This window comes from Labrenzia sp. THAF35, from assembly GCF_009363595.1.
In the GTDB taxonomy this organism is placed as follows: Bacteria; Pseudomonadota; Alphaproteobacteria; order Rhizobiales; family Stappiaceae; genus Roseibium; species Roseibium algicola.
Genome location: NZ_CP045380.1, coordinates 4,666,032 through 4,690,634, shown reverse-complemented (window position 1 = coordinate 4,690,634; position 24,603 = coordinate 4,666,032). Strand labels below are relative to the sequence as shown.

General features: G+C 56.2%; 28 protein-coding genes and 3 tRNA genes. 17 read left to right on the top strand and 14 right to left on the bottom strand.

Annotated elements, in window-relative coordinates; genetic code table 11:
- The first annotated feature begins 34 nt into the window (after positions 1 to 34).
- Positions 35 to 457: a biopolymer transporter ExbD gene (locus tag FIU93_RS21585; protein WP_055654016.1), complete on the top strand. Its 423-nt coding sequence runs from the start codon at positions 35 to 37 to the stop codon at positions 455 to 457.
- Positions 454 to 2,187, top strand: coding sequence for a hypothetical protein (locus FIU93_RS21580; protein ID WP_152506713.1), 1,734 nt, complete (start codon positions 454 to 456; stop codon positions 2,185 to 2,187). The genes FIU93_RS21585 and FIU93_RS21580 overlap by 4 nt, the downstream gene beginning before the upstream one ends.
- Here FIU93_RS21580 and FIU93_RS21575 read toward each other — a convergent pair.
- The 3 genes from FIU93_RS21575 to FIU93_RS21565 all read right to left on the bottom strand — a co-directional run bounded on the left by FIU93_RS21575 (position 2,179) and on the right by FIU93_RS21565 (position 3,842).
- A complete protein-coding gene (locus tag FIU93_RS21575; protein WP_022999352.1) occupies positions 2,179 to 2,850 on the bottom strand; it encodes a MotA/TolQ/ExbB proton channel family protein in 672 nt (223 codons plus the stop codon). The genes FIU93_RS21580 and FIU93_RS21575 overlap by 9 nt on opposite strands.
- Before the next feature lie 35 nt (positions 2,851 to 2,885).
- Positions 2,886 to 3,242, bottom strand: a complete 357-nt coding sequence (locus FIU93_RS21570) for a hypothetical protein (RefSeq protein WP_022999351.1) — start codon at positions 3,240 to 3,242, stop codon at positions 2,886 to 2,888.
- A 141-nt stretch (positions 3,243 to 3,383) separates the two neighbouring features.
- Positions 3,384 to 3,842, bottom strand: coding sequence for a DUF1036 domain-containing protein (locus FIU93_RS21565; RefSeq protein WP_022999350.1), 459 nt, complete (start codon positions 3,840 to 3,842; stop codon positions 3,384 to 3,386).
- 145 nt (positions 3,843 to 3,987) lie between these two features.
- Here FIU93_RS21565 and FIU93_RS21560 point away from each other — a divergent pair, with 145 nt between their 5' ends.
- The gene (locus tag FIU93_RS21560; RefSeq protein ID WP_152506712.1) at positions 3,988 to 4,413 is read left to right on the top strand and encodes a biopolymer transporter ExbD; all 426 of its coding nucleotides are present in this window, start codon (positions 3,988 to 3,990) and stop codon (positions 4,411 to 4,413) included.
- Between the two features lie 129 nt (positions 4,414 to 4,542).
- Here FIU93_RS21560 and FIU93_RS21555 read toward each other — a convergent pair whose 3' ends face one another.
- On the bottom strand, positions 4,543 to 6,111 hold the full coding sequence (locus FIU93_RS21555; protein WP_152506711.1) for a caspase family protein: 1,569 nt from the start codon (positions 6,109 to 6,111) through the stop codon (positions 4,543 to 4,545).
- 476 nt (positions 6,112 to 6,587) lie between these two features.
- Between FIU93_RS21555 and FIU93_RS21550 the strand changes: the two genes are divergently transcribed.
- Positions 6,588 to 7,442: a hypothetical protein gene (locus FIU93_RS21550; RefSeq protein ID WP_152506710.1), complete on the top strand. Its 855-nt coding sequence runs from the start codon at positions 6,588 to 6,590 to the stop codon at positions 7,440 to 7,442.
- 54 nt (positions 7,443 to 7,496) lie between these two features.
- Here FIU93_RS21550 and FIU93_RS21545 read toward each other — a convergent pair.
- A tRNA-Glu gene (locus FIU93_RS21545) sits at positions 7,497 to 7,572 on the bottom strand.
- Between the two features lie 125 nt (positions 7,573 to 7,697).
- Complete coding sequence (locus tag FIU93_RS21540) at positions 7,698 to 8,138, bottom strand: VOC family protein (RefSeq protein WP_022999346.1); 441 nt, start codon at positions 8,136 to 8,138, stop codon at positions 7,698 to 7,700.
- 54 nt (positions 8,139 to 8,192) lie between these two features.
- Here FIU93_RS21540 and FIU93_RS21535 point away from each other — a divergent pair, with 54 nt between their 5' ends.
- From FIU93_RS21535 to FIU93_RS21525, 3 genes are all read left to right on the top strand, one after another.
- Entirely contained in the window at positions 8,193 to 8,954 is a 762-nt protein-coding gene (locus FIU93_RS21535) for a Sir2 family NAD-dependent protein deacetylase (protein WP_152506709.1), read from the top strand.
- A gap of 154 nt (positions 8,955 to 9,108) precedes the next feature.
- Positions 9,109 to 9,690, top strand: coding sequence for a cold-shock protein (locus FIU93_RS21530; protein WP_022999344.1), 582 nt, complete (start codon positions 9,109 to 9,111; stop codon positions 9,688 to 9,690).
- A gap of 169 nt (positions 9,691 to 9,859) precedes the next feature.
- Entirely contained in the window at positions 9,860 to 10,345 is a 486-nt protein-coding gene (locus FIU93_RS21525; protein WP_152506708.1) for a DUF192 domain-containing protein, read from the top strand.
- 36 nt (positions 10,346 to 10,381) lie between these two features.
- Here the strand turns inward: FIU93_RS21525 and FIU93_RS21520 are convergent, their stop codons facing one another.
- Entirely contained in the window at positions 10,382 to 10,909 is a 528-nt protein-coding gene (locus FIU93_RS21520) for a hypothetical protein (RefSeq protein ID WP_152506707.1), read from the bottom strand.
- Positions 10,910 to 11,271: 362 nt separating this feature from the next.
- Here FIU93_RS21520 and FIU93_RS21515 point away from each other — a divergent pair.
- Together FIU93_RS21515 and FIU93_RS21510 are read left to right on the top strand one after the other, a co-directional pair.
- Positions 11,272 to 11,348, top strand: a tRNA-Pro gene (locus FIU93_RS21515).
- A gap of 231 nt (positions 11,349 to 11,579) precedes the next feature.
- Positions 11,580 to 12,290 (top strand): hypothetical protein, encoded by a 711-nt coding sequence (locus tag FIU93_RS21510; RefSeq protein ID WP_152506706.1) that lies wholly within the window; start codon positions 11,580 to 11,582, stop codon positions 12,288 to 12,290.
- Here FIU93_RS21510 and FIU93_RS21505 read toward each other — a convergent pair.
- Both FIU93_RS21505 and FIU93_RS21500 read right to left on the bottom strand, forming a co-directional pair.
- Positions 12,262 to 12,768, bottom strand: a complete 507-nt coding sequence (locus tag FIU93_RS21505; RefSeq protein ID WP_075283039.1) for a hypothetical protein — start codon at positions 12,766 to 12,768, stop codon at positions 12,262 to 12,264. The genes FIU93_RS21510 and FIU93_RS21505 overlap by 29 nt on opposite strands.
- Before the next feature lie 87 nt (positions 12,769 to 12,855).
- The gene (locus FIU93_RS21500; RefSeq protein ID WP_152506705.1) at positions 12,856 to 13,104 is read right to left on the bottom strand and encodes a hypothetical protein; all 249 of its coding nucleotides are present in this window, start codon (positions 13,102 to 13,104) and stop codon (positions 12,856 to 12,858) included.
- Positions 13,105 to 13,452: 348 nt separating this feature from the next.
- On the opposite strand from FIU93_RS21500, the gene FIU93_RS21495 reads away from it, so the two are divergent.
- A complete protein-coding gene (locus tag FIU93_RS21495) occupies positions 13,453 to 13,758 on the top strand; it encodes an ETC complex I subunit (protein WP_022998830.1) in 306 nt (101 codons plus the stop codon).
- Between the two features lie 236 nt (positions 13,759 to 13,994).
- Positions 13,995 to 14,071, top strand: a tRNA-Arg gene (locus FIU93_RS21490).
- Positions 14,072 to 14,262: 191 nt separating this feature from the next.
- On the opposite strand, the gene FIU93_RS21485 is transcribed toward FIU93_RS21490, so the two are convergent.
- Complete coding sequence (locus FIU93_RS21485) at positions 14,263 to 14,517, bottom strand: hypothetical protein (protein ID WP_022998829.1); 255 nt, start codon at positions 14,515 to 14,517, stop codon at positions 14,263 to 14,265.
- Between the two features lie 180 nt (positions 14,518 to 14,697).
- Between FIU93_RS21485 and FIU93_RS21480 the strand changes: the two genes are divergently transcribed.
- Positions 14,698 to 16,692 carry a BTAD domain-containing putative transcriptional regulator gene (locus FIU93_RS21480; protein ID WP_152506704.1) on the top strand — a complete coding sequence of 665 codons (1,995 nt, stop codon included), beginning with the start codon at positions 14,698 to 14,700 and terminating at the stop codon, positions 16,690 to 16,692.
- Here FIU93_RS21480 and FIU93_RS21475 read toward each other — a convergent pair.
- Both FIU93_RS21475 and FIU93_RS21470 read right to left on the bottom strand, forming a co-directional pair.
- Entirely contained in the window at positions 16,684 to 16,971 is a 288-nt protein-coding gene (locus FIU93_RS21475) for a hypothetical protein (protein WP_055654042.1), read from the bottom strand. The two genes, FIU93_RS21480 and FIU93_RS21475, sit on opposite strands and share 9 nt — an antisense overlap.
- A gap of 80 nt (positions 16,972 to 17,051) precedes the next feature.
- Positions 17,052 to 17,342: a hypothetical protein gene (locus FIU93_RS21470; protein WP_152506703.1), complete on the bottom strand. Its 291-nt coding sequence runs from the start codon at positions 17,340 to 17,342 to the stop codon at positions 17,052 to 17,054.
- A 284-nt stretch (positions 17,343 to 17,626) separates the two neighbouring features.
- On the opposite strand from FIU93_RS21470, the gene FIU93_RS21465 reads away from it, so the two are divergent.
- Entirely contained in the window at positions 17,627 to 19,000 is a 1,374-nt protein-coding gene (locus FIU93_RS21465) for a YcaO-like family protein (RefSeq protein ID WP_152506702.1), read from the top strand.
- 151 nt (positions 19,001 to 19,151) lie between these two features.
- On the opposite strand, the gene FIU93_RS21460 is transcribed toward FIU93_RS21465, so the two are convergent.
- A complete protein-coding gene (locus tag FIU93_RS21460) occupies positions 19,152 to 19,700 on the bottom strand; it encodes a CAP domain-containing protein (protein WP_152506701.1) in 549 nt (182 codons plus the stop codon).
- Positions 19,700 to 20,536 carry a phosphodiesterase gene (locus FIU93_RS21455; protein ID WP_209010193.1) on the bottom strand — a complete coding sequence of 279 codons (837 nt, stop codon included), beginning with the start codon at positions 20,534 to 20,536 and terminating at the stop codon, positions 19,700 to 19,702. Before FIU93_RS21455 ends, FIU93_RS21460 begins: the two co-directional genes overlap by 1 nt.
- A gap of 193 nt (positions 20,537 to 20,729) precedes the next feature.
- Between FIU93_RS21455 and FIU93_RS21450 the strand changes: the two genes are divergently transcribed.
- The 4 genes from FIU93_RS21450 (at position 20,730) to FIU93_RS21435 (ending at position 24,579) form a co-directional block, all read left to right on the top strand.
- Entirely contained in the window at positions 20,730 to 22,547 is a 1,818-nt protein-coding gene (locus tag FIU93_RS21450) for a glycosyltransferase family 39 protein (protein WP_152506700.1), read from the top strand.
- Positions 22,531 to 23,442 (top strand): phosphatase PAP2 family protein, encoded by a 912-nt coding sequence (locus tag FIU93_RS21445; protein WP_022998821.1) that lies wholly within the window; start codon positions 22,531 to 22,533, stop codon positions 23,440 to 23,442. Before FIU93_RS21450 ends, FIU93_RS21445 begins: the two co-directional genes overlap by 17 nt.
- The gene (locus FIU93_RS21440) at positions 23,439 to 24,200 is read left to right on the top strand and encodes a glycosyltransferase family 2 protein (protein ID WP_022998820.1); all 762 of its coding nucleotides are present in this window, start codon (positions 23,439 to 23,441) and stop codon (positions 24,198 to 24,200) included. Before FIU93_RS21445 ends, FIU93_RS21440 begins: the two co-directional genes overlap by 4 nt.
- 64 nt (positions 24,201 to 24,264) lie before the next feature.
- The gene (locus tag FIU93_RS21435; RefSeq protein ID WP_022998819.1) at positions 24,265 to 24,579 is read left to right on the top strand and encodes a lipid-A-disaccharide synthase N-terminal domain-containing protein; all 315 of its coding nucleotides are present in this window, start codon (positions 24,265 to 24,267) and stop codon (positions 24,577 to 24,579) included.
- Positions 24,580 to 24,603: the final 24 nt, after the last annotated feature.

The window sequence follows — 24,603 nt, the reverse complement described above, 5'->3', positions numbered from 1 at the left end:
AAGAGACCTGGCGCAGCGGATATTCTGGCCAACCATGAAACGCTACACCAAACCGATCCATTTGCAGGAGCTGAAACCGCACCGGCGTGCGGACAGCTCCCTTGCATTGATCAACGTGGTGTTCCTGCTGCTGCTGTTTCTACTGGTATCCGGAACGCTGCGGCCACCCTTGCCTGAAGGGTTCGACTGGGCGGAAACGCAACAGAACGATGGCAGCGGCAAACTGGAAGGCAGTCTTGTGCTGGACAGGGCAGGGACTGTCTGGTTCGACGGTGAAGTTCTGGCTTACGACGACCTGGGTCCATTTCTTGAAGCTCGGCAATCCGACAGGCCCCACATGGTGGTTCAGGTCGACAAGCGAACCAGAATGGAGGCCGTTTCTGCGCTTGCCGACAGATTGAAAGCTGGCGGTGTGAAACGCCTGACACTGATGACTGTTGAGGCAGGTGCACCTTGACCGTTGTCGCCTATAACCAGGACCGGCAATGGGATATCCCGGGGTACGTCTGGCCGGCTGTTCTGGGCGTTTCGGTTGCCTTGCATGTTTCCGCGCTGATCTACGGCCTGCCAGCGTTGCCTTGGACGGAAGAAGCTCCCTTGCCACTGGTCGAGACCGAAGTGATCCTGGAAAGTGGTGGTCTGCCATTTGAAGATCTGGCAAGTGTCGAAACTGAAATCACACAACCGCTCGAACCGGACACTCCCTTGCCCGTCGAGACTTCTGTGCCAGTGGAAACGGTTGTCAATTCCGAGACTGCGGAGATCCTGGAGCCGGTATTGTCTGAGCCGGTGGTCACCGAAAGCCCAGTCAATACACTGGTTGAAGCCGTGCCGGTAACCGTTCTGGATCAATCGCTTTCGGACGACACGCCTATCATTGAAGCGCAAGAAGTCAGCCCTGTCGAAACAAGCCCGGTCACCGCAATGCCACCGGAGCAGCTTCAGGCGACTCAGCCTTCTGTTGTTCCGCAAACTGCCTCCACCGTTGTCGCAGCCACGCCTGTACCGGATGCGGTTGTCGCTGTGACGCCCGTCGCGCCAAGCGTTGTTGCCGGATCTGAAGTCACTCTTTCCGGTGCCGAAGTCCCTGTCACGGTGGAAGTGGTGCCTTCGGTAGCGGTTGCAACGGATATCGGTGAGGTTGCCGCCGCAGGTGAGACGCAGACGATCGTTTCGGCTGTGCAGGAAAGTCCTGTTCTGGCTCCGCTCGCAGTCGATCAGACACCTGCCGAACCCACTGGCAACGAAATCGTGTCTGAGGTCTTTGTTCCACAAACGCAGCCTTCCGTTGAAAGCCCGGGCATTGTTGCACCCGATACCAGCGTAACTGTCGATCCGGTGGTTACTGCGGAGGTGGATGCGGTATTGCCAGCGGAACAACAGGTTGCTGCCCTGCAGCCCACGGAAACGGAAACGCCCGAGCTAGCGCCCAATGCCTCGGTCTCTTCAACGGTCCCCGCAACGCAGCCTCAAGGGGAGTTGACAGAAAACGTGCCGCCCGTCGCGGTCGCTTCCATAGATCCACTGGCAAAGGTGTCGGACTATGTTGCCAGTTACAAGTTCGGTGAATGCACACATATGTCTGTTCTTGCAGCTGGTGCGGATACCGCGGAAGTTACGGCCTTTGGCGCAGGCATAGCGCCTTTCGCTATCTTCGATCAGCGCTTCAAGGCGGATCAGGGTTTCGAGGCAAAGATCGAAGTCCGACTGGTGACGCGCAGGCAATGCGCCTTGCTGGATGCCCTTGGCGTTTCTGAAGGCATTGAAGCTGCCGGTCTGGTCGAATTGGACCGGACGATCGTGCGCAGCGGAACTCCTGTATCCGGTGTGATTCAGCGTGACTTGCCGATCGAGCGGATTGCAAGCGCGGAACAGTCGGGACTGGATCTCAGCGGCAAGGGGCCACCTGAACTGTACCTGATCGATGATGCCGGGCAGATCCATGACGGCCGGGAGTTTCTTCTGCCTGCATCGAACAGTCAGACGGCAGGCGGCTGGCGCTTCAAGGTACCGGTGACGATGATTGCCAGCGACAAGAGTGACGAGACAGCGCTCGTGCTCGCAATCTGGAACCGCCCTTCAGAGCGGCAGCCTTCTCGATTCGGACGGCTTCCTTCCGAACGGGTGGCCGAGATACTGGCAGAGCCTGGGGTCTATTCGCTGACGGCGTTCAAGGTGTCACGCTGAGGGTTGCGATGATGAAGCACCGGCAGTGAAGACGCCGGTGAGGAGAACTTCCAGCGCGGCCCGTTCCTTTTCCAGCCTCGTTTCGAACCAGGTGACGGCAATGGATACCGGCATTGCAACGGCAAGGCCGCAGGCAGTTGTCAGGAGCGCTACCCAGATGCCACCGGCAAGCGTGGCAGGATTGGCGGACGCACCCGATTCCTGAAGGGTCTGGAACGTTTCGATCATCCCGAGAACCGTGCCGAACAGGCCGAGCAAGGGCGAAATCTGCGTCACCAGATCAAGCGCCTTCAGCCAACTGGCGAGGCCGAAGAGACGGTCGGCAGCCCTGGCAGAAATTTCCTCACGTAGTCTTTCTTCCCTGATGTCGCGCACCTGAGAGGACAGGGGCTGCTGATCCAGCATCTGGATGGCGTCCATGGCGCTGCGCACCAGTGCACCCGATAAGGACCTGTCCTTCAAAAGGTTTTGCGCGGCTTTGGTGCGTTCACCACTTCGCCATTGCGTAACAGCCTGACGAACAAGTCCGTGACGGCCAACACGGGCCGTGGAGAATTGAACGGTCTTGGCGAGGATGACTGCAAGCGCTGCAACGGAAATTGCGAGCAGGATGAGCACGACCGGCCCGCCAAGCTCCAGAAGGGAGGAAGATGTCTCGACCATGCGAAAGACGCTCCATCAGACGTTCAAGGGTAGGGTCAATCGCCGAATTCGATGGGTGTACGATTGCTCAGGTCCAGCAGATCCGGGCAATAGACATCGGTAATACTGGAAGGCACACAATTCATGACGTCGTTGATGTGAAGCCGCGAAAGGCTGTCGCATGCCTTCCCGGCAAGGTCGAATTGCAGGATCTTGGTTTTGCCGGCGGATATGCGGGAGAACTGAAGACGCAGAAACTGATCCACCAGGCCGTCCTTGTTGAAGGCAACCATTTCCAGGCCGAGCTTGTCCATGGGGCGTTCAAGGCCATTGGTCGCGATGATCGAAAGGCGGCAGCCGCCGTCCGCTGTCGGTTGCAACTGGTTGAGTTCGAGGCTGATTTTACCCGTCACTTGCTGTGCCTGTGCGGGTGCCGCCAAAATGGCAACTGCAATCGCTATAAAAACTCTTTGAACCAATATCCGCATCTTGTTCCCCCGGTTAATGCGTCAATGAATGTTGGAAAGGATTGTGAATGCCGGTCTTTGCCGTTCCTAATCGTAAGACAGTAGGACCGTCCAATCCTGTTTTCCCTCGGTTTCGACCTGAAAGAAATCTGCTTCGATCAGCCCGCGTTGCCAGCACTGATCGCCATCGAAAAGAACGAATTTTTCCTCGCGAATACAAAGCGTGATATCGCCTCCAAGACGGCTTTCGCCAAAACCGTCTGCCACGTGCAAATAGTAGCGTGCTTTCTCGAGAGGTTCCTGCAGCACCTGGCTGCAGGCGTTGGCAGTGATTGTCCACCAGCCTTCAGTCCGCATGCCTTCGTCCGTTTCATAGCCAATCGCGACGTTCACGAGATCAACGGACCCGTTGCAAACACGCAGGCCCGCGTGAGCAGCAGAGGTCGACAAAATTCCAGACAGCGCCACCGCCCCGAATAACGCGATCCCGCGTAACTCGATCCGGCGTCTTTGCCTAACCTTGCCGCTGTCGCGGTCCGTTTTCATGGTCGTGTTTCCAGTTTGCCAACCTGCTAAATACGCTAAGGAATTGCGAACCCGCGGTCAATTTAGGAAAGTCGATTGAGCTGAAGTCCTATTTCGGCGAAACTCGATTTTCGGAATGACCTGAAGACCCGGGATGGCCTGAGCCATGATCTCCATCGAAACACCGCTTGCAAGGCGAAAGCGCATTCCGCTGACACCTCTGATCGATGTGATCTTCATTCTGATCATGTTCTTTCTTTTGTCTTCCACATTTGGTGTCTGGCGGCCGCTGGAAGTTGCGCTTGGTGGTGGTGCGCCGGCAGGGGGGGCAGAGGCACAATCGAACGTCAGCGTTCCCGCAGTCCTGATCGTCGTGAAGTCTGTTCCCGGTGAAGATCTGTCCGCCGTGACTGTTAATGGAAATGAACTGCCACTTGCAGGGTTGGCACAGGAACTGAACCGGTTGGCAGAAGCTGGTGCCAGGGATGCTGTTCTTTTGCCTGACAAGGGAACCGATTTTCAGCAGGTCGTGCGGATTCTGGACGAAGCCCGAACCTCAAAGCTGACAAGCGTTCGGCTGCATCTCGATTGACAGGAACACAAGGCGTTCCTGGAATGCAAACGAACCGTTCGTGCGCAAAACCTCATCTGTGGCTACAAAAACGGCCCGGTTTTCAAGACCGGGCCGTTCTGGTTTGACATGTGATTACAAGTCGGTTGATCAGCGACCGATTGCACCGCCGATGATGCCACCCACAACGCCACCGATGAAAGCGGCTCCAGCCGGGTTGAAGTTACCACCGTTGTTGTTGTTGTTGTTCGCACGGCGAGTGGTGGTGTTGTTGGTGCGGCGCGTGGACGTCGCACTGCGAGAGGCGCTCGCGGCAGCCTGCTGCTTGCGGTTCACTTCAGCCTGGTAGACCGAATACTGCGTCGCCGTCTGTGCAGTCAGCAAGGCGTATTGGGCGGCGGTGAAGTAACCCGTGGCGACGATGCCGTTGGCAGCCTGCCATGCGCTCACACCGGCGCGGGTCTTCGGACCGAAGGCACCATCCGGACGGCCGACATCCTGACCAGCCAGGTTCAGACGGGTCTGAACTTCGCGGCGGGCAGTACGGTTCCAGCCGAGTGAAGCTTCGGTTGCCTCATTACCCGGAACGGCCTTTTGCGGGTCCGGCAGGGTCGCCACAACGCCCGTGGTGCTGGCGGCAGGAGCCGTTGCTGCACCCGGGACGACGGTCGGATTGACCGAAGCAACCTGGCTGCCGGCTTCGAGCCGCTTGATGGAATTGCGCGCAAAGTCCGCGAAGAGGCCTGAAGGGTAGGCATCCAGGTAAGCCTTGTAGTCAGCAACGGTGTTGCTGGACTTGGCAGTTTCCCAGATGAGCTTCTCACGTTCCCATGCAATTGCCGACTGGCTGGGGGAGGTCGTTGCTGCATTGTTGACAACCGGCTGCTGCGGAGCGGACGTCGCGGTGTCGCCAAGGGAGGCAACAGTGGTCGTCGCGGCCGGTGCGGCCTGCTTGTTCAGGAACACTTCGCCGATCAGAGATGCATTCACCCACGGGCGCTGCTTCTTTTCCGTCTCTTCATAGACTTCTCCGGTAACGCGAGTCATGACGGTCTGGATGGAAGCGTTCGGCGTGTCGATATGTCTGATCAACGCAGAGGTGAAGGGCGAGTTCGCACCGTCGCCGTCCAGGGCAACATCTCCCGGGCTGGTCGCGAATGCGATCACGGAGCCTTCGCCGCCGGTTTCCTGAATCTTGATTTCAGCAAGACCTGCACCAATGCTGCCGGAGCGGCTCGGTCCCATGCGGCGTGCGAGGGTGCGGGCCAGCGGATTGTCGCGGCAGGCATCCAGGAACACCATCTGTACCTTCACGTCCTTGGACATCTGGCGCATGATGAAATCAACGGTAATGGTTTCGAAGTCGAGCGAGGTTTCATCCTCGATCGTGGCGTCGATAGGGACCAGGTGATTCTGACCGGCGACCTGAAGGCCGTGGCCGGCGTAGAAGAGAATGGCGATATCCGCGCCATATGCCTTTTTCGCAAAATCCATGACGGATCTGCGCATTTCACCATAAGTCTGGTCCTGGCCGGCGACGACTTCGAAGCCGAGGGCCTTGAGTTTGGCGGCCATCTGCTCGGCGTCATTCGCCGGATTAGGAAGTTGTACTGTGTGCTCGTAAGCGCCGTTGCCGAGTACGAGGGCAACGCGCTTAGCCAGTGCCGGAGCCGTCCCTGCGAGAATTATTGCCAGCACGGCGATCATTCGTTTGAACATATCCTGTCCTCTCGTAGATCATGGTTGCCTGTCGGTTGAACCGATCTTTACACGAGGTCTTTGTCCTCTTGAGAGGAACAGGTACCCCGGATGGCACTATGTTTCTGTAATACGCGTCACAGGAACGTCAAATAGAAGAAGCTGTCCCTGCAACCAACTGAATCCGGACCGCAACGGTCCGTTGATGACCCCACTAAAATCAGTTGCAGACTATAGCCAATCCTTTTTCTAAAAACCACTTTTCAACAGACAGTTGCTGCCATTTTTTGAGTTACGTTAACGCGAAAGGACGTTAGGGAAGGTGGTAGCGGTTTTTTTGCCGGCCACAACTTGAAAACGGACCGGGTTTTTCGACCTGAAAAAACGCTTTGTGACTTGAATCACCGAGTTTGGGAGACTGTCTGGTAATCTGGTTTCATTGCAAATGCGCGTTTTCGCAGGCCCGGTTGAAGCCTGCACTCAGCGGAGAACACATTATGGCCGGAAGAGCAGATATTCTCAAACATATGAGAGCCAAGCATGTCGGCGTATTTCAGTCCGCAGCCCGGCTCTACAACGTTGCGATTCTGGTACGAAGGACAAACACAGCATCCCTTGAGCACGTTGGCGAACCCTACGCCACGCCCAAGCGTCTGGATTGCAAGGCAAAGACTGCGGATTTCGATGTTAAGCCCGTCGGAAGCAAGTGTCCGGACGCGCAGCGCAAGAGCTTTGCGGGCCTGGTAGTCGATCCAAAAATCGTTGGCGAAAAGGCCTTCAAAGCGAGCAAGATGGCAAAGGTGATCGAGGAATGGAGGGAATTTCAAAAACAGTTGCGACCGGAAATGGCAACCTTCGAACAGCAACGGAAACTGACCTACATTCCGCGTGGAGGCGTTTATTTCGTCGAACGCAATCCAGAAGACCCCTATTTCGGCTGTGTGAAGTTCTCGTCCAGTTCGCTTATCACCGCGGCCAAGTGTGTGCACGGAGACTTCGATCTTTACGGCATTGTCGATATGGACGCTCCTGACCAGATGATCCGCGTCAGAGAGGATCGCCTGGGTCAGAAGCACACGCGCTCGCCAAAGTTTTTTGACGTGCAGCATTTCGTCAACAACCGGCTCGGCATTGCCATGGTCTTGCACGGATCGCAGGAAACCTATGCGACGGAGCACAAGGATGACGACCTGGACATATTCTTCCCGAGTGGACGGATAGAATATGCCGGCCCTGCAGCCGCAGATATCGAAGCATTCTACAAGAAGGAATTTCCGGGGCGGACGTTGTTCCGCAAGGATGAACCTGCCCTGGATATAAAAGGCAGTTACGTATCGCCAGGTGCACTTTGACCAGTAGCTTACGCCAATGTCAGGTGCCTGCTTCTGAACCGGAAGGGAAGAAGTTGGCACGCCCAACGGGACTCGAACCCGTGTTTCCGCCGTGAAAGGGCGGCGTCCTAGACCGCTAGACGATGGGCGCGCGGTCGACGCGGCTGCGTCGTGGGGAGGCTTATAGGCGGGATTGGAGCAGCCCGCAAGAGCCTTTGCGACAATTTTTTGCAAGCCCGGAATCCCGGGCCTGCACCTGTTGAAAACTGTCAGGTTTTACCATTCGCCGGTATTGGGCATGGAGGCCCAGGGTTCTTTGATTTCAAGCGCTTCACCCTTTTGAAGCAGCTCGAAGGAGATGTTGTCCGGCGAACGGACGAAGGCCATGCGGCCGTCACGTGGAGGACGATTGATGGTGACACCCTTGTTCTGCAGGTTCTCGCAGAACTCGTAGATGTTATCGACCTCATAGGCGAGATGACCGAAGTTGCGGCCGCCGGTGTAGGTTTCCGGATCCCAGTTGTAGGTCAGCTCGAGAAGTGGCGCAGCGTTTGCCTTGCCGGCTTCGACATCGTCGGATCCGGCGAGGAAGATCAGGGTGAACCGGCCTTTTTCGTTTTCGTAGCGACGGACTTCCGTCATGCCCATCTTGTTGCAATAAAAATCAAGTGAGTCTTCAATGTTGGTCACGCGGACCATCGTGTGCAAATAACGCATGTCCTATCCTTTTCCTCAATCGAGGGATTTTCCAAACGGGCACCGGACCGGCCGATGAAGTGCATTGATACCTTGCCCGAAGCTCAGCGCTTTGTGGCACAGTTCAAGGAAGGTTCCTACCGGCAGATCGTTGCCCTGACCGGGGCGGGGATATCGACGGACTCCGGAATTCCGGATTTCCGTTCACCTGGCGGGATATGGTCCAAACGTCAGCCTGTTCAATACCAGGACTTTGTCGCCGATGAGGATAGCCGCCTGGAAGACTGGGACCGCCGGTTCGAAATGATGGACTATTTCGCAAGAGCGGAGCCGAATGCAGCACACCAGGCCATGACGAGCCTGGCGCAGGCCGGCAAGCTTCATTGCCTCATCACACAAAATGTCGATGGCCTGCACCAGCGAGCAGGGTTTCCCGATGACAAGCTTGTCGAGATCCATGGCAATTCCACATTCGCAACCTGTCTTTCCTGCGGGGCGCGGGCTGAACTGGAAGCTCAAAAGCCGATTGTTGACGCTGGGCAAAGTCCGAGATGTTCAGATTGCAACGGACTGTTGAAGGCGGCGGTCATAAGTTTCGGGCAGCAGATGCCGGAAATGGAACTGGAGCGGGCAGCGGAGGCTGCTGCTGCTTGCGATCTGTTTCTGGTGTTGGGCTCGTCACTTGTCGTGCATCCAGCCGCACAACTGCCGGCCATCGCCGTTCGTGGCGGTGCTGAACTGGTGATTCTAAACGGCCAGGAAACGCCGCTCGATTCTTACGCGTCAATAGTCATTCGAACACCTTTAGCTCAAACATTTGCGAGATTTGGCGAATAACCGGCCTGATTTCCGTAAATGGTCTGTGGTTAGTCCGACAATTTCCCTTCTCGCCAGAAAGCACAATGTTATCCTTTTGTTAGGAATCAGCTGGCTGGTGAGTCGAATTTTGCCTTCAGCTTAATGATGCGGACCAGAGACGGGACAAAAGGCTATGGGGGTTAAAACCGCACGGGAGCCCCGCGCACTCGAAACATTGACGGACGAAGTCGCCGTTGATGTTCTCGAGATTGCCGGAACAATTAAGTGGTTCGACGTCGGGAAAGGATATGGCTTCATCGTCCCGGACGACGGCGACGGTGATATCCTTTTGCACGTCACCTGCCTCAGGCGAGACGGGTACCAGACTGCTTACGAAGGCGCGCGGGTTGTTTGCGAAGTACTCGACCGGCCGCGCGGTCTTCAGGCCTTCCGCATCCTGTCGATGGACGAAAGCACGGCGACCCACCCGTCACAGCTGCCACCGTCGCGCACCCATGTTCAGGTTGTTCCCGAAAGCGGTTTCGAAAAAGCGACCGTGAAATGGTTCAACCGCGTCAAGGGCTTCGGGTTTCTGACCCAGGGTGAAGGTTCAGAAGACATCTTCATTCACATGGAGACGCTGCGACGCTTCGGCATCACTGAATTGCGTCCCGGCCAGGATGTGCTGGTGCGCTTCGGCGAAGGCCCGAAAGGCCGCATGGCCGCTGAAATCCGGCCGGTCGGGACAGGCACCCACATACCTGCCTCTCACTGACCCCGCTTTCCGTCATTCTGCACATTGACTCGGCCGGACATGTTCCGGCCTTTTTGTTTGCCGACCTTCAGGCAATCTTCTTTGGCAAACGGGAAGTGATATTCCAGTCTTGCCTTTGACTGCCAGTTTCCCAAACCGGTTCTGCCGGGTCTTTCAGGAAGTTTTCAGAATGCGTCCTTTCTTTCTGTGCCTCTCGCTTTTTGCCGCAACACTCTGGATTTCGCTCGCGGGTTCACCAGGGCAGGCGCTGGCGCAGGACCCGCAGCTGAACCTGCCGGTGGAAGAACTCGTCATTAGGTCTGGAGACAAGGAACACCAGTTCAAGGCGGAGGTTGCGGCGACGGACCGGCAACGGTCGATGGGATTGATGTTCCGCAAAGAGATGCCGGCGGAACGCGGCATGCTGTTCCTCTTCGAAGGGAAGGGCGACCGTTACTTCTGGATGAAAAACACACCCCTTCCGCTCGACATCATTTTCATCGACGCGAAGGGTTCCATCGTCAGCATCGCCGACAACACCACGCCTTTTTCCGAAGACGTCATTCCCTCGCTTGGTCCGGCGAAGTACGTGTTCGAAATAAACGCCGGTCTGGCGGAAAAACTCGATATCTCGGCCGGAGACAAGGTCAGCAGCCCGTCCATGGGGCTGGAATGAACCCGAGCTGTACCTATTCCAGCCTGCTCCAAAATTCTAAAAACATGAATTATATGCGTTGACCGATGAGGCGGCCAGACTGGCGACCGACAGGACCAGCAGGACACCCGTTGGTGCAGACACGGCGGTGATTACCGCGGAAGCAGAAAGCTCCATCACCGCACCGATGCACTGAGCCTTCTTTTTGTCTCCGCCTGCAAAGGACACGATAATACCTGTCTTGTTGACGACTGTGGCACTGACAGCAACCATCGCGGCTCCTGGCGATAACCTGGTGACACTTGCTAGATTCGCTGTCTGCTGGAATTGGCTCAAAGCAAAAGATCCCGCGCGAACAGCATTCTTTGTCCGACGGTTGGCAGAGGAGTGTCCAACGGCCATATTGGCTACACCCGCTGCTGTATTCGCTATCGACAGCTTTTTTTGGAAGATTGACGAATCTTCTGCGACGGTGATCAGCAGGTCAAAGGTAGCTTGGTATGCTTGCGGATCCTGAAGTATTTTCTGGGACTCGGATCCACCGAAGTCTTTTAGTGCCTTTGTGAAGTCATCTTTGGTGATCATCTAGTTCTTTTCCTGAAATCTATATCAAAAATTGTAATTGAGCTGATGTAACCGTTTTGGTATTTGAATCAATTGATTGGATACTTTTCATTCGGGAGAATGCCGCCAGTAATCTGGTTGATCAAGCAAATATACTGAAGTTCAGTTTGCAATTTCAAAGACCGTGACGGCACGATGCCTTGGCCGTCGCGTTTACGAGGCTCGTTCGCGGTCATCGGGCGTGCCGTTTTGCTTTTGTGTGCAAACTGAGAACAAAGTACGGGACATGTTTGTCAGGTTTTGCCCACAAACTCGGATATTCTTGGTTTGTTCTAGCTTGACGATGGAGTCTGTGGCCTATACATCCGAGCGCATCAACTGATCGGGGTATAGCGCAGCCTGGTAGCGCATCTGGTTTGGGACCAGAGGGTCGCAAGTTCGAATCTTGCTGCCCCGACCATTCATTCTCCTGAAAATCGATGTGATGCGGTGCGCGTGACCTGGGACTTTGCAATGCAAATCCATGCGCTTGCTGTGGTTCCGTGCCTAAAGGCCGGGATAACTAAGGCCAAGCTACGCAGGCGTCTTGTGCAACTTATCGCCGCATAACAGACTGGTCAGACGGGCGTTTCCAATGCCTGTGGGAGTGACGCCGCTTGCGACGGCATGCAGGCCGCGCCGGATGGGGCTGATGATACCGGATCCTGACGACCAGGCGACGCTGGATGTATCGGCGGCGATAGCCGTACTGCAGTCCAGAATTGAAAAGGCCGGGCTTTCTCTGAAGGAAAGCGCGGATTTTGCGCTTTTCGAAAAGACCGTCCGGAGCACCGAAGACAAATACCTGATGGAAGATTTTTCACCGCGGTTTTTCGACCTGCACGGGACGACCGCGTTCTGGGTAGGGGCCGTCAACAGCCATGGTAACGTCGTGTCTGTGCAAGCTGCAAAGGTGGAAGACCTGAAAGACAGGAGCCTTGCCGAGCACTGGCATCAGCAGCAACGCAGGATGTTTGTCGATCCAAACCCTCAGGTTCGCTTCGGGGCAGAGCACGCGCATGACGCCTATTTCATGCGCGGGCGTATCGTTTATCACGGCAATCTCTGGCTGAGACGGGACATCCGGGGGCAGGGCCTTGCCGAGCCTTTGACCCAGTTGGGGTTTCTGCTCTCACTATTGAAGTGGTCGCCGGACTATCTCTATGGCCTGATGGCCGCAAAAAGCGCAGAAAAAGGCTTCGGCATCCGGGTCGGTTACCGCAGGTTCGTGCCACGCGGAACGCATTGGGAGATTGCGCCTGGACATATCAGGCCGGACGACTGGCTGGTCTATGCCACCAGAGGCGATCTACACGGCCTTGTAAAACTTATCCTCAGGACGTCCGCTGAAGATCCTGAATGACGCCCAGGTAGGCGCAGAAGCGAAGATCGGATTGCAACGAAGGTCGCACGGCGACGATCAACCGCTCGAACGCAACTTCATAGAGTTCGCCATTGACCTGAATTTTCGTGTGGGCGTAGCCGTAATAAGGCGTGCCTTCCAAAGCCTTGCGATAACCTTCCGCCGAAGCCTTCTCAAGGTCCGGATCAGGTGTGCGCAGACCGCAGGCGGGTGTCGCCGGGCTTGCCCAGTCTTCGCCGAACAGGTGTCGCTGCCCACTTTCCTTGCCGACATAGAAGATCGGAGGGGGAGCGTTGCCGGGCATCTTGTCCGAGCAAAGGCTCAAATGAGGCAGGAACGGTTTCAGGCATTGCTGGATCTGAACCGCATCGGTCGACATGATGCTGTCGTAGAACGCAGACACAGCCGGGTCGGCAAGCCCTTTTTCAATGGCCTGTGTGCCGAGTTCCGAAAAATGAGTATCAGGGCGTGTTAGCACGGTCCTCTCTCATGTTTTGAATTGTTCCATCCGGCAAAAATCGACCAGCGACACCGCAAATCTTTCGCCGTTTGCCAATAAGCATTTCTACCGGTCGAAGGCTTTCAACAACAGCGACATGACATTCAGAAATTCGTCGCGTCTTTCCGGTGACAGATCGGTGGGGTCGGATACCGAATAGTCCAGTGTCAGGATCATGTCCCACATTTCAGTGAGATTGGCGTCGTCAATCGCCGCTTTTAGTTCGACCGGTGCAATTTTTTCCGGTGCTCTGGTAACCGGCCGAACATGTTCCGGAACATAGCCTTCCAGTCTTTTCAGAAATTCGTAATGCATGTCAAAGCCTTATCGTTTTGATCTTTGGATCGGCCCTTTCAGGCTGTCCGGCCCTGCGATTCTGTACTTTTTGAACCTGCACTGCGTTCCGAAAATCGGCGTCTTCCAGACAAGTTCACGTTAGGGTAGTTAATAGCATGAGTTGCGCCTCCGTGTCATGTTACGTGAATGTCATAAATCGCCTCTCCACCAACACCGTTAATACATACTTGTGCTGTTAAATGAGTCGTCGATGAACCGAAGATTGCGGGATGTGGCCAATATCGGTGTTGACACCGGCGGCAAAGGCGGGAAAAAGCTGCTGTAAAGAATTGCATCTCACATATTCAGACTTGAGGGCACTGTCACATGGTTGCGCGTATCTACCGTCCGGCGAAAACCGCCATGCAGTCAGGCAAGGCGAAAACCCAGAGATGGGTGCTGGATTACGAGCCGGAGGTCGCCAAGTCCGTCGAACCTTTGATGGGCTACACGTCGTCTTCCGACATGAAGCAGCAAATCCGGCTCTATTTCGAGACTTCAGAAGAAGCTGTCGCATATGCGAAGCGCCATGGCATTCCGCACAGGGTTGAGAAAGCCCAGGAACGCAAAGTGCGCGGGTCTGCCTATGCGGACAATTTCAAATTCAACCGGTCTGCGCCCTGGACCCACTGAACAAGAACGTTCGGCTCTTCTGACCTGTTCGGTAAGAGTTCGGATTGTCTGTTGAAAGCGCAGATTTCGAATCGACACGAGCCGGGTTTTTGACGCATTAGGGCAGTGGAGGCGATCGCCGGATCGGGTTGCCTCCGGACGTTTGGTCTCGATCCAAATTTGCATGAACGTCTGGCAGGCCTCAGAGATACTGCCTGATAGTCTCATCTGGGAACAGCTTGCGTTCCTGAGAAATTGGCTCCGTAGCTCAGCTGGATAGAGCACTCGCCTTCTAAGCGAATGGTCGCAGGTTCGAATCCTGCCGGAGTCGCCATCTCCTTGATTTTTTTGAAAAAAACTGATCTTCGATGCCTCTACCTTGCGTGGAAAGGCTTCCTGCCGTGCAGATGTCCTAAACTGGACGTTCAAGTCGGGTACTTGGAAAAAGCCTGCAAAAAACAAAAACCGCCGGCCCCTGCAATATAGGAGCACGGCGGTGTTTCTAGACCGCGATTCGCCTGAAGGTCAGAGCGTCTCGGACTTTCCCGATTCCACCTTCTGGCCAACCATGAGCGGCGTGATTTTTGTTTTGAGGATCATGTCCACATCCTCGGAACCATCTTCCAGGGACTGAAGAGCCATATCCAGGAAATAGGAACAGAACGTACGGCCGTCCTTGTCCGATTCTTTTTTCGTGTAGCGGATCATGCGCTTGATCGCCTCGATTGCAGGCTCCTGCTCGAGTTCAGTGCGGTCCGATTTGCTAACGGTCTTAGACATTTTACTACCCACCAGTATTTGATTTGCCGATTGCAGCGTCGCTGCTGTGACCATCCGATTAAAGCATGCTGTTGCAGCGTGAAATGAGCGTGATAAGGTGCTGTTGTGTTTCAGGTTGCGTGATATTCGCGGTTGCGCGAAGGCGACAGCTGAAGCGTGCATTTCAATTACGGGGAATTGATGGCAATCGCGTCCTGCTTTGCATGCCTTGGGCGGCCTTTGCTCCTTGATAGCGACCAGGAACCTGTGGCGGTCAAAACCCGCAAGGCTCTGGCGATCATGGGCTATCTGAGCCGCATGAGCGGCATGGCGTCGCCCCGGGAAGCACTGGCGGATTTGCTTTGGAGCGGGACAGACCGCCACAAGGCAATGCAATCCTTGCGTCAGGCATTGCGCCAGTTGAAAAGCGCCGAGGAAACGGCCGGCATCGATGTAGTGCGCTCAGCGCCAGGTCACATTCAACTCGACCCATCGGCGTTTGCGTCTGATCTCATGGCCATGAATATGCTTCTGGAACGTGGGCAGGCAGCTGATTTCCGCAAGGCGGGGGAACTGTGGCGCGGCGAGTTCCTGACCGGCTACGACGATATCGATTCTGAATTTTCCGAGTGGCTGACGGTCGAGCGTGAACGGGTGCGCTCAGAACTCATCAGCGCCGCCTTCAAGCATCTGAACCGGATATCCACGGAAGACGGGGGTGTGCAGGCAGAGGCCGGGGCGCGTTTTGTCCTGAAACTCGATCCCGCGTTTGAAGCGGCCCATCGCGTTCTTATTCGTCTCTACATGAATCTGGGCCAGCCCGAGCGCGCCGAACAGCAGCTCAGATCCTGCGAAAGGGAAATGCGGCTCCATCTGGATGCTGAGCCCGATGAGGAGACTCGGAAGCTGCTGATCGCATCGGAGGTCGATGCTTCTCCGGTGCCGGTTGGTAGAAGTGATGGCAACAGCGGCGGAAACCGAGGGTTCCTGCCAAATTACGATGACTTCGTTCCCTTGCCAGAAATTTCCATTGTCTCGTCTTCCTTGTTGAAAAAAGGGCTGAACGACGCGATCCATCTGCGAGAGGAAATCGTTTCCGGCCTTTCTTCGTTTCGGTCGTTCGAGCTGTTTGAATCTGAGTATTTCGGCGAAGAAAACGTGCCACGTCCAACCTTGATGGAAGGTCACGAACTTGGCTGTTATCTGCTCAGGTTTCGGCATGATGAGCGATCGGGCAAAGTGGTTGTCCAATTCGAGGACAGGGGCAACGGTCAGATTGTCTTTAACGAGATAATTGACCTGCAATACTGGGACGGTCTGGTGCCGGCTGCGAGCCAGATTGTGAGCCGCATCCATAACCACGCGACCAGCAGACTAAGAAACCCCGCGAAAACATCCGTTTTCGCCCGTTGGTGTCAGGCGGAAGCCCTGCTGTGGGATTTCACGCCGCAATCCGACGAAAAAGCGATGCGGTTGTTGGATGATCTGGAGCGCACAAATCGTTCGTTCTCGATGACGTATGCTGGCAAGGCGTCAATCATCATGAAGCAGGAATTGCATTTCCCGCTCATGGACAAGACGTTTTCCGGTGAAGAAAACAATCTTCTGAACCTTGCCGAAAAATCGATCAGGCTCGATCCCTGGCAGGCGGTTAATCAGCGCGTTTATGGTTGGGCACTTATTCTGTCCAATATGCCTGACGAGGCGCGAAGAGCATTCCAGAATGCCGGCCGTCTGAGCTCGGCTGATCCGGCCAACCTGATGTCCGTTGCGGAGGGCCTGGCTTTTTCCGGCGACATCAACGAAGCGCGCGTTACGGCCGAAAGAGCTTTTTCTCTCTTCGCGTTTGTTCCCCGCGTTTTCTACGAGTACCTGGCGAACATCTATTTTGCCGCGGAAGATTACGACAGCGCGATAAAGCAGATAGAGCGGGGAGCCGGGGTTGGTATCAGTGGCTTGACCACTCGTGTGGCCGCTTTGGTCTGTGCCGGGCGAGAAGAAGAAGCCATGCAAACGCTTGAACGCTTTGGTGAAAACCGTGCTGCCTTGCTGAAAAACTCTCCCGAGCTTGCGCAGGACCCCAAGAGCTGGAGAAAGAAGATCAATTTCTTCCAGAACGAGAAAGTGCGAAACGATTTCGATAAGGGCGCAGCCTTGGTGCAGCGGTTCCTGTTCGACGGTTCCGGTTCAATTTAGCGCGAACGTCGAAGACAGAGCTTTCAGATACTCCTCGTTGGCGCTGTTCAGCTTTTCTTCGTTCAGACGAAAAGGAAGAGCTACGGCGTTCGGATTGTTTTTCTGATCGACGATCTTGAACCGCATGAGCGCCACCGTCTCTTTCGGCAGGCCAATATTGGAAATTGCGGCTAACGGGTCTCGCTCGAGCTCGCGTCGGAAGTTTTCGTCGATCGCTGCCCTGGCGATAAGTTTGCCAAGGTCTTTGACGTTGCTCTGGTAGTAAGGAAATCTGGCCATCGTTACCCCAATCGGAAAAAACGACGGCCTTCCTGCGCGAAGCAAGAAGGCCGGAGACGTATCGTGACGACCTTACCGGCTTACTCCGGGACGTCTTCGTAAAAGCAATTGCCGAGAGCTGCTTTACCGAGTTCTTCGAAATATCTCTCATCGCCAGCAGCAACGCGCGCTGCATCGATTTCTGCCGGGATGATGAGGTGGACGAGGTCAGCAGTGTCGGCGAAGATTGCGGCATCGGAGTTGATGCCAACTTCAGCCAGGACTTCAGCCGGGTTGGCAACCAGCCGCTCACGTGCTGTGGCGTTCTGAATGATCGCGCCAAGTTTCGCGCCAATTTCCAGTTCAGTCCGGGAAGTTGTGTCAGCGTGCATTATGAGCCTCCGATAGGTTGAGTTGCAATGTGTCCTGCCTGGTGGTGGGATGGTCACCTGGCTTTTTGAAATTCGGTCAAACTTTAGTAAATAGTTATGTATTGAGACTGTTTACTACTGATCGACTGCTTTCGAATAGAATGTAGAACGAGGGAATGAACTCGCTCAATGGCAGTTTTGTTAATCTACGTTGTGTGCAATTGCAGGGTGAGGCGAAGTAAATTGCCATATCAAAACATAAGCAGCCGTCCCGCATCCTCACTGTTGGCGGCGGTGTCTCTTCTATGATCGTTGAAAGTGGATTTGCGGACGACGTACTTGCGGACCTGTCGCGTTTGGGCCTGATATCTGTGGAGCCGGGCGTTGAGGGAGATCGTGTGCGCTTGCTGGAGCCGGACCTTCGTCTTTTCCTGAAGCTGCTTTCGTCATTCTCCCCAAGACTGGTCCCGATGACACGCCCCGGATGCCCGGTGCATTTTTGCACGGGGTTGCTCAAGTCATCTGAAACTGATGCAAAAGAAGTAACTGCTGCAGGGGCACCAATTCCTGCCGGTGGACAGGGGGATGTCGCATCAGTTGCAGCCATTAGTTGTATTGGAGAGCTTTCCGAAAGGCTAACCCTTTGTAGTATCGGGATTAGTGACAATAGGATTTTCAATTACGACAAAAAACAACCTCAGGTAGATTTCGGTCGATTGCTTGGATTGAGTGAAGCCCAGGCAAGTGTCGCTCTCGGCAGGCTCCGTCTCGGGTGGGATCTTTCACGCGTCAACTCTTCAGACTGGTCATCTCTTTCAGACAGGCGTGTCCGGTTGCGGAATCTGCAGACTGATGAAGAGGCGCAGTGCCTTAGTTTGGGAATTTTGTTTAACGAAGCCGATGAGGTTACGGGCTTACGTTTGCCCTTTGCTTCGAGCGTAGGATGCGCTGTCTGGCATGACCTCGAGGGAGCGCGCGCGCGCGCGCTTCTTGAGCTTGTAGAGCGTGATGCAGTTGCGCAGGCCTGGTACAACCGCCTGGGGATAACTTCTCTACCTGAAGGCTATGTGAGGGAAATGCTCCCTCCTGATCTGGTCCAATATCTCGATGACCAGCCGCGGGAATGGGAGCTCTTGCACGTCGACACGGACCTGCCGGTCCAGGTGGTGATTTGTGTCTCTCATGACGTTTACGGCCGGGGGTGTGCGTTTGGATCATCCGCCGGTTGGGACACCGCACAGGCCTGCACCAGTGCAATTCAGGAAATGTTGCAATCGGAAAACGCGCTCTCTCTGATGGACAAATCCTATCCCGCCAGTCACGGCACAAAAGAAGCGCTGAGGTCTCTACCCAGGCAGCTGGCGTATGCCAGAGAGCGCGTGATTTTCGAAGATCTGCCGTTGCAGGGTGCGGTTGCCACGCGTCCTGAGGTTCTGGAGAAGACCTCAACTTTTGAAAGCCTGCTTCAGGGCTGTTTCGACCGCGAGATCAGCCTTTGGGAGTTTGATGCGACCCGCCAAGACCTTGCAATTCCCTGCATCAAGCTGTTGTCCCCCGAGCTTTGCAGTTGGGAGCCAAGGTTCGGCAAAAAAAGGTTGTTCGACGGGGTTGTAGAGCGTGGTTTGCGAGACATACCTGCGTCCGAAGCCGAATTTGCCGCCCGACCATTTCCCTTTTGAACGATTGACAGGCTGATGCGCCGGCCTTAATAAAATATGAGCTTTGCATTCATGTTTTGTTTGCGAGGCGTCCGGATGACAACTGGGTCATTCGATCTCTGGAAGAAGCCTTTTGGCGGAGCTTGGCTCCGCCCTTTTTCCAGGTGCCTTGTTATCGGACGGTCGGTCGGCCGTCCGCATAAGGGCGGGACAGTGTCATCACCCAGAAATTGCGCCATTTGCCATTGTTGCGGTTTGTTCTGGCAATACCTACCCGTGTCACGTAGGGGTTGAGAAGGTTCTTGTTGTGGCCTTCTGAGCCTTGCCAGCCACGGAAGGCTGCTGCCAGATCAGCGTATCCCGCCCCCAGGTTTTCCGCGCCTGCGTAATTTGCGTATCCTGCCTTGTCGAGCCGTTGTGACAGACCGAAGGCACTGTGAGCCCAGGTGTCCATACTGTCGCGCTCGGCGATATGGCGTGCCATCTTTTGGGAAACGACATCCAGTTCCGGGTCGTGGCGCAAAGCGGGCAGGCCTTTTTGCTGCCGGTAGGCGTTTATCATCGACAGCATCTGCGCCTTGTCGACCGGCTGGTCCGTCAGCACTGTCTTGTCTTCAAGGTCGCTTTTTCCCGGCAAGGCGCCGCAGGCGCCGAGTGAGGCCGCGAAAAGGCCAAGCAGCAACAGCGCCAAGAAGCGTTTGGGCAGGGCGATTAAGGACATCAGGTTTCATCTCCCGGCCAGACGACGCCTTCATCGGCGAAGAAATGGTACGGGCCAGGATACGCTTCCACGTAGGCCATATGTGACACCACTCCGGTTTTCGGCGAATGATAGTGGAGAAAATAGGCTGCGGGTTCGAAGTTGAACATGGCGGGGCCGTCTTCCGTCAGGTCGAGGACGACCTGGTGTCCGGTACTGGGAGCAAGCGTCATCACCTTTCCGGCAAAGCTCGCGATGATCGGACGGTGAAGATGACCACACAGGAAGCGCGCAACATGCCGGTGTGGCGAAACAACTTCTGCAAGCGCATCGGCATCCACAAGTCCGATGTCGTCCATGTGTCGGATCCCGGAAAGTGCAGGCGGGTGGTGGAGGGCGATCAGCGTTGTCTTGTTGCTTTCGCGCAGCCGGCTGTCGAGCCAGTCAAGCTGTGCCTGACCGAGCCGACCACGCGGATCACCCGGAATATGGGTGTCCAGCGCAATCAGGCGGATATCGCCGATGTCTGCCGTATAGCAGATCTTGTCTTCAAGGCTGCCTGAAAGACCTGGAAAGCTGCCGAGCTCGCGGCGCATGACTTCTGTGCCGTCGTGGTTCCCGGGCACAAGATAGACAGGCATGTCGACGCGCGAGAGGATGGAGCGGGCGAGTGCGTATTCCCTTGGATCGTTTCTGTCGGTTATATCGCCGGTTATAACGAGAGCATCAGGTTTCGGGGTGAGACTCTGCAGCGACTTGATCGCGCGCTCGGCAAGCATATTGGTGTCCGAAACGCGATAGCAGGGCAAACCTCGCGGACGCAAATGCAGGTCCGTCATATGAGCAATCAATGTCATGGAAAACCTTGTGACTCGTCAGGTGGATCATCTGCCCGGACGATAACCGTGCGTTCGAAGAGGGCAAGCACTAGTTTCCCTTTTTGAAAAGCTCATGTAGGAGAAGCGTTCAGAAACGGGCGGGCAGGGGCGACCGCCCAGACGCAGGATACCGGGCGCAGGACACCGGACGCAGGAACTGGACAGAAAGTTGATGTCGGACACGCGCGACGATCAGAAGCCCGAGGCGGCAGGCAAGGCAGCCGGGAATTCCGAACGCAAGGACAACGTGGACAGCCCGTCGGCTGCCCCGGTTCGAAAACCGGTCTGGTTGCATATCTTCGGCCACGACATCACTGCCCCGTTCCTCCTGTTGCTCCTGTCGCTTGCCTTGTTCGTACCAGGTCAATGGACGGTACCTCCGCTGGACAGGGACGAACCGCGTTTTACCCAGGCAACCAAGCAGATGCTGGAAACGAACGATTACATCGACATTCGTTTTCAGGATCAGGCACGACACAAAAAACCGGTCGGGATTTATTGGCTTCAGGCAGCTGCCGTAAAGCTGACAGGGCAGGGGGCGGACGCGCCGCTTTGGGCTTATCGACTGCCTTCCGTCATAGCCTCGATAATCAGCGTTCTGGCAACCTTCTGGCTTGCACGGGCATTCATGGGGCCTGCCGGTGCGCTGTTGGCGGCAGGTTTCGTGGCGCTGGCGATCATTGTCGGCGTCGAGGCGCGACTGGCAAAAACTGATGCCGCGCTGTTTGCAATGATCATAATAGCGCAAGGTGCCTTGGCGCGGGTCTGGTTGAAGGATCCGGATAAGCGGCTATGGGGTCTTGGGTTCCTGTTCTGGACTGCACTTGCGGGCAGTGTGCTCATCAAGGGGCCGGTTGGACCCATGGTGATTGGCCTTACGGTTGTTGGCCTCATGGCCATGAAACGGAAAGCTGCATGGTTCAAGGGAACGGCGCCAATCGCGGGTCTGCTGTGGTTCGTGCTGCTCGTCTCACCCTGGTTCGTGGCAATCTGGATCGCGACGGACGGAACGTTCTTCACTGAAGCCATCGGCAAGGACCTCCTTGGCAAGGTCGGGCAGGGGCAGGAAGGTCATGGTGCACCCCCGCTTACCCATCTCGGGGCGATGTTCGGCATATTCTGGCCTTTGCCTGCATTCTTCGTGATTGCCTTGCCGCTCATCTGGCATGAACGAAAAAGTCCGCTGGTGACGTTTGCCGTTGCCTGGTTCGTCCCAAGCTGGATCGTGTTCGAGCTGGTTGCAACGAAGCTTCCGCATTACACGATGCCGCTGCTGCCTGCGCTCGCGCTACCTGTTGCTGCTGCGCTGATGGAGGGGGCTGGCGCCACGACGAGAACGTGGCTGCGTTGGGTAGCGGCAGTGTTGCTGGCGGTGCCTGCGTTGGGGTTGGCCGTCGCCGCGTTTGCCGGTCCTTTTGCCCTGGGTGTCTGGCCGTCACCTCCCGGAGCCGTTCTGCTTGCAGTGGGAGCTGTTTTTGCGATTGCAGCAGCATCCCGGGTTCTGCGAGGACCGGCACTCTATGCTTTCCCCGCCATCTGTCTGACAGCGATCTGCGTCAGCATCGGGTTTTGGGGCTTTGTCGGCCCAGCTCTTACGCCGATCTGGGTCAGTCCGCGCCTTGTTGCGGCCATGGACGAAATCCCCGGTTGCGCAGACAAGTCGAACCGTCTGGTCGTGACTACCGGTTTTCACGAACCCAGTTTCATATTCCTGGAAGGCACGACGACAAAGATCGTTTCGGCGCAGGATGCCGCCGCCTTTCTTGCTGCCGATGAAGCCGCGAATCCAGCTAGCTGCCGCATAGCGGCAATAGAAAGCCGGGAAGAAGCCGCGTTTTTGGCCGCCGCAAAGGAGATTGGTCTTGTGCCGGAGGCTGTAAAAAGGGTAGACGGCCTCAATATCAACGGCGGGGACGATGTCGATATCGGGCTTTATGAGAAGTCCGTGCCGACGACGGTTTCAGAAGACGGCAATGAGCAACAGCAGTAAATTTGTCTGGCATGTTCTGGCGCGCATGCGCGGGAATTCTCGGCGGGCTGCAATACTGTTTTCCGGTCGCAGGGAACGTGCGCGCCACAACAGGGATCCGCTTCCTCCCGGGCAGCGGCCGCAGGATATCCTCGCAGTCCTCTTGTTGACGGTTGGCATTGCAGTCGTTGCGTTCGATGTTCCGACCTATCCGTGGCTGCGCTCCCTCCCGGGCGAATACCGGGCCGCCTTCCGAACCTTCACCGATATCGGCAAGGCCGACTGGATCCTCGTTTCTACCGGTCTATGCTGCTTGTTTCTGCTGGCGCTGGATGCCGGGCGCTACGCATTCCGCCTGCGCATGGCAATCGGCGCAGTGTTCACTTATGCGGCCTTCATCTTTTATTCAGTCGCCGCGACGGGGCTTCTGGCCATTGCATTCAAGTGGTCGCTCGGCCGGGCGCGTCCCAAGCTTTATGAGGAAGTTGGTCCGGTCCGCTTCGACTTTTTGGCCTTCGACGGCACCTTCACCAGTTTCCCCTCTGGTCACTCGACCACTGTCGCTGCACTTGCAACTGCGCTGGCCTTTATTTTCCCGGCCTACCGGTGGCTGATCATTGTTGCGGGCTTCTGGCTTGCGTTCAGCCGCGTCATGGTTGGGGCGCATTACCCCAGCGACGTCATCGCAGGCACGCTATTGGGGATGACGTTCACCTTTTTCACGGTTCGTGCCATGGCCCGGCGGCGGATCGGCTTTCACCTGTCTTCCTCCGGAAAGATTGTACCCAACATGAATGTCCTGTCTGCCAAGGCCTGTGTGAGGGCTGTCTGGCAGGTTCTGCGCGGCCAGCGAGGCGCTGACCGTGTGGAAGCCGAGGTCCCTGCGGCAGACACGACAGAACGGACAAGCGCATGACACAAAGCTATCTGGAAGCTGTTGCGGCCAGCAAGGGCGCGCTCGCCGTCACGGTCGTGGTTCCCGCGAAGGACGAAGCGGAAAACCTGCCCATCCTGCTGGATGAAATCGAAGCTGCATTGCAGGGCAGGCGTTTCGAGGTCATCGTTATCGACGACGGCTCGTCCGACGGCACGGATATCGTGTTGCAGGATTACGCGGCAACCCATGACTGGCTGCGGCCGGTCAGGCACGAGAAGTCTTGTGGCCAGAGCTGCGCGGTGCGTACCGGTCTTTTGAATGCGAGGGGCGACGTCGTCGCGACCATAGACGGCGATGGCGAAAACAACCCCGCCTATATTCCAGCGCTTTTGGACGCTCTCGACGCTGCCGGCCCGGCAGTTGCTCTTGCCGCCGGGCAAAGGCTTGGCCGCAAGGCCAGCCTGGCCAAGCGCTATGCGTCGAAGTTTGCCAACAAGCTGCGCGGCGCGATCTTGCGGGATAACACTCGCGACAGCGGTTGCGGCCTGAAGGCCCTGCGCCGGGAAGTGTTCCTGCAACTGCCGTACTTCGACAGTTGGCACCGGTTCTTGCCCGCACTCGTTATCCGCGAGGGTTACGGTGTCACCCATATCGACGTTCAGGACCGGCAGCGGCGCCATGGAACGTCTAAATACGGGATCTTTGACAGGGCGCTGGTCGGTGTGCTGGATCTGTTCGGAGTGTGGTGGCTACGCCGCCGCCGCAAAAAAATTCCGGATGTCCGGCCGCTGACCTGATTAATGCCCCAATCCGGGTGGAGAAGCCCGCCGACCTTTCAAAAACACTGACTGGACCTGAGACATGAGCGCTCTATACGAATGGATCCATGCGGTTTTCATCGCGCAATTGGACTTCTGGATCATTCTGGGTTTCTTCGCCCAGGCCATGTTCATGATGCGCTTCGTCATCCAATGGATCGCATCCGAGCGCGTCGGCCGCTCAATCGTGCCGGTCGCTTTCTGGTTCTTTTCCGTTGCAGGTGGGTCGCTGCTGCTGATCTACGCCATTCAACGACAGGATCCGGTCTTCATCGCCGGTCAGGGACTGGGTCTGCTAATCTATTTCCGGAACCTGTGGCTGATCTTCAAGGAAAAGCGGAACGACCCTACGATTTGAGCCGTTCCGCCGTTCGCTCGACAG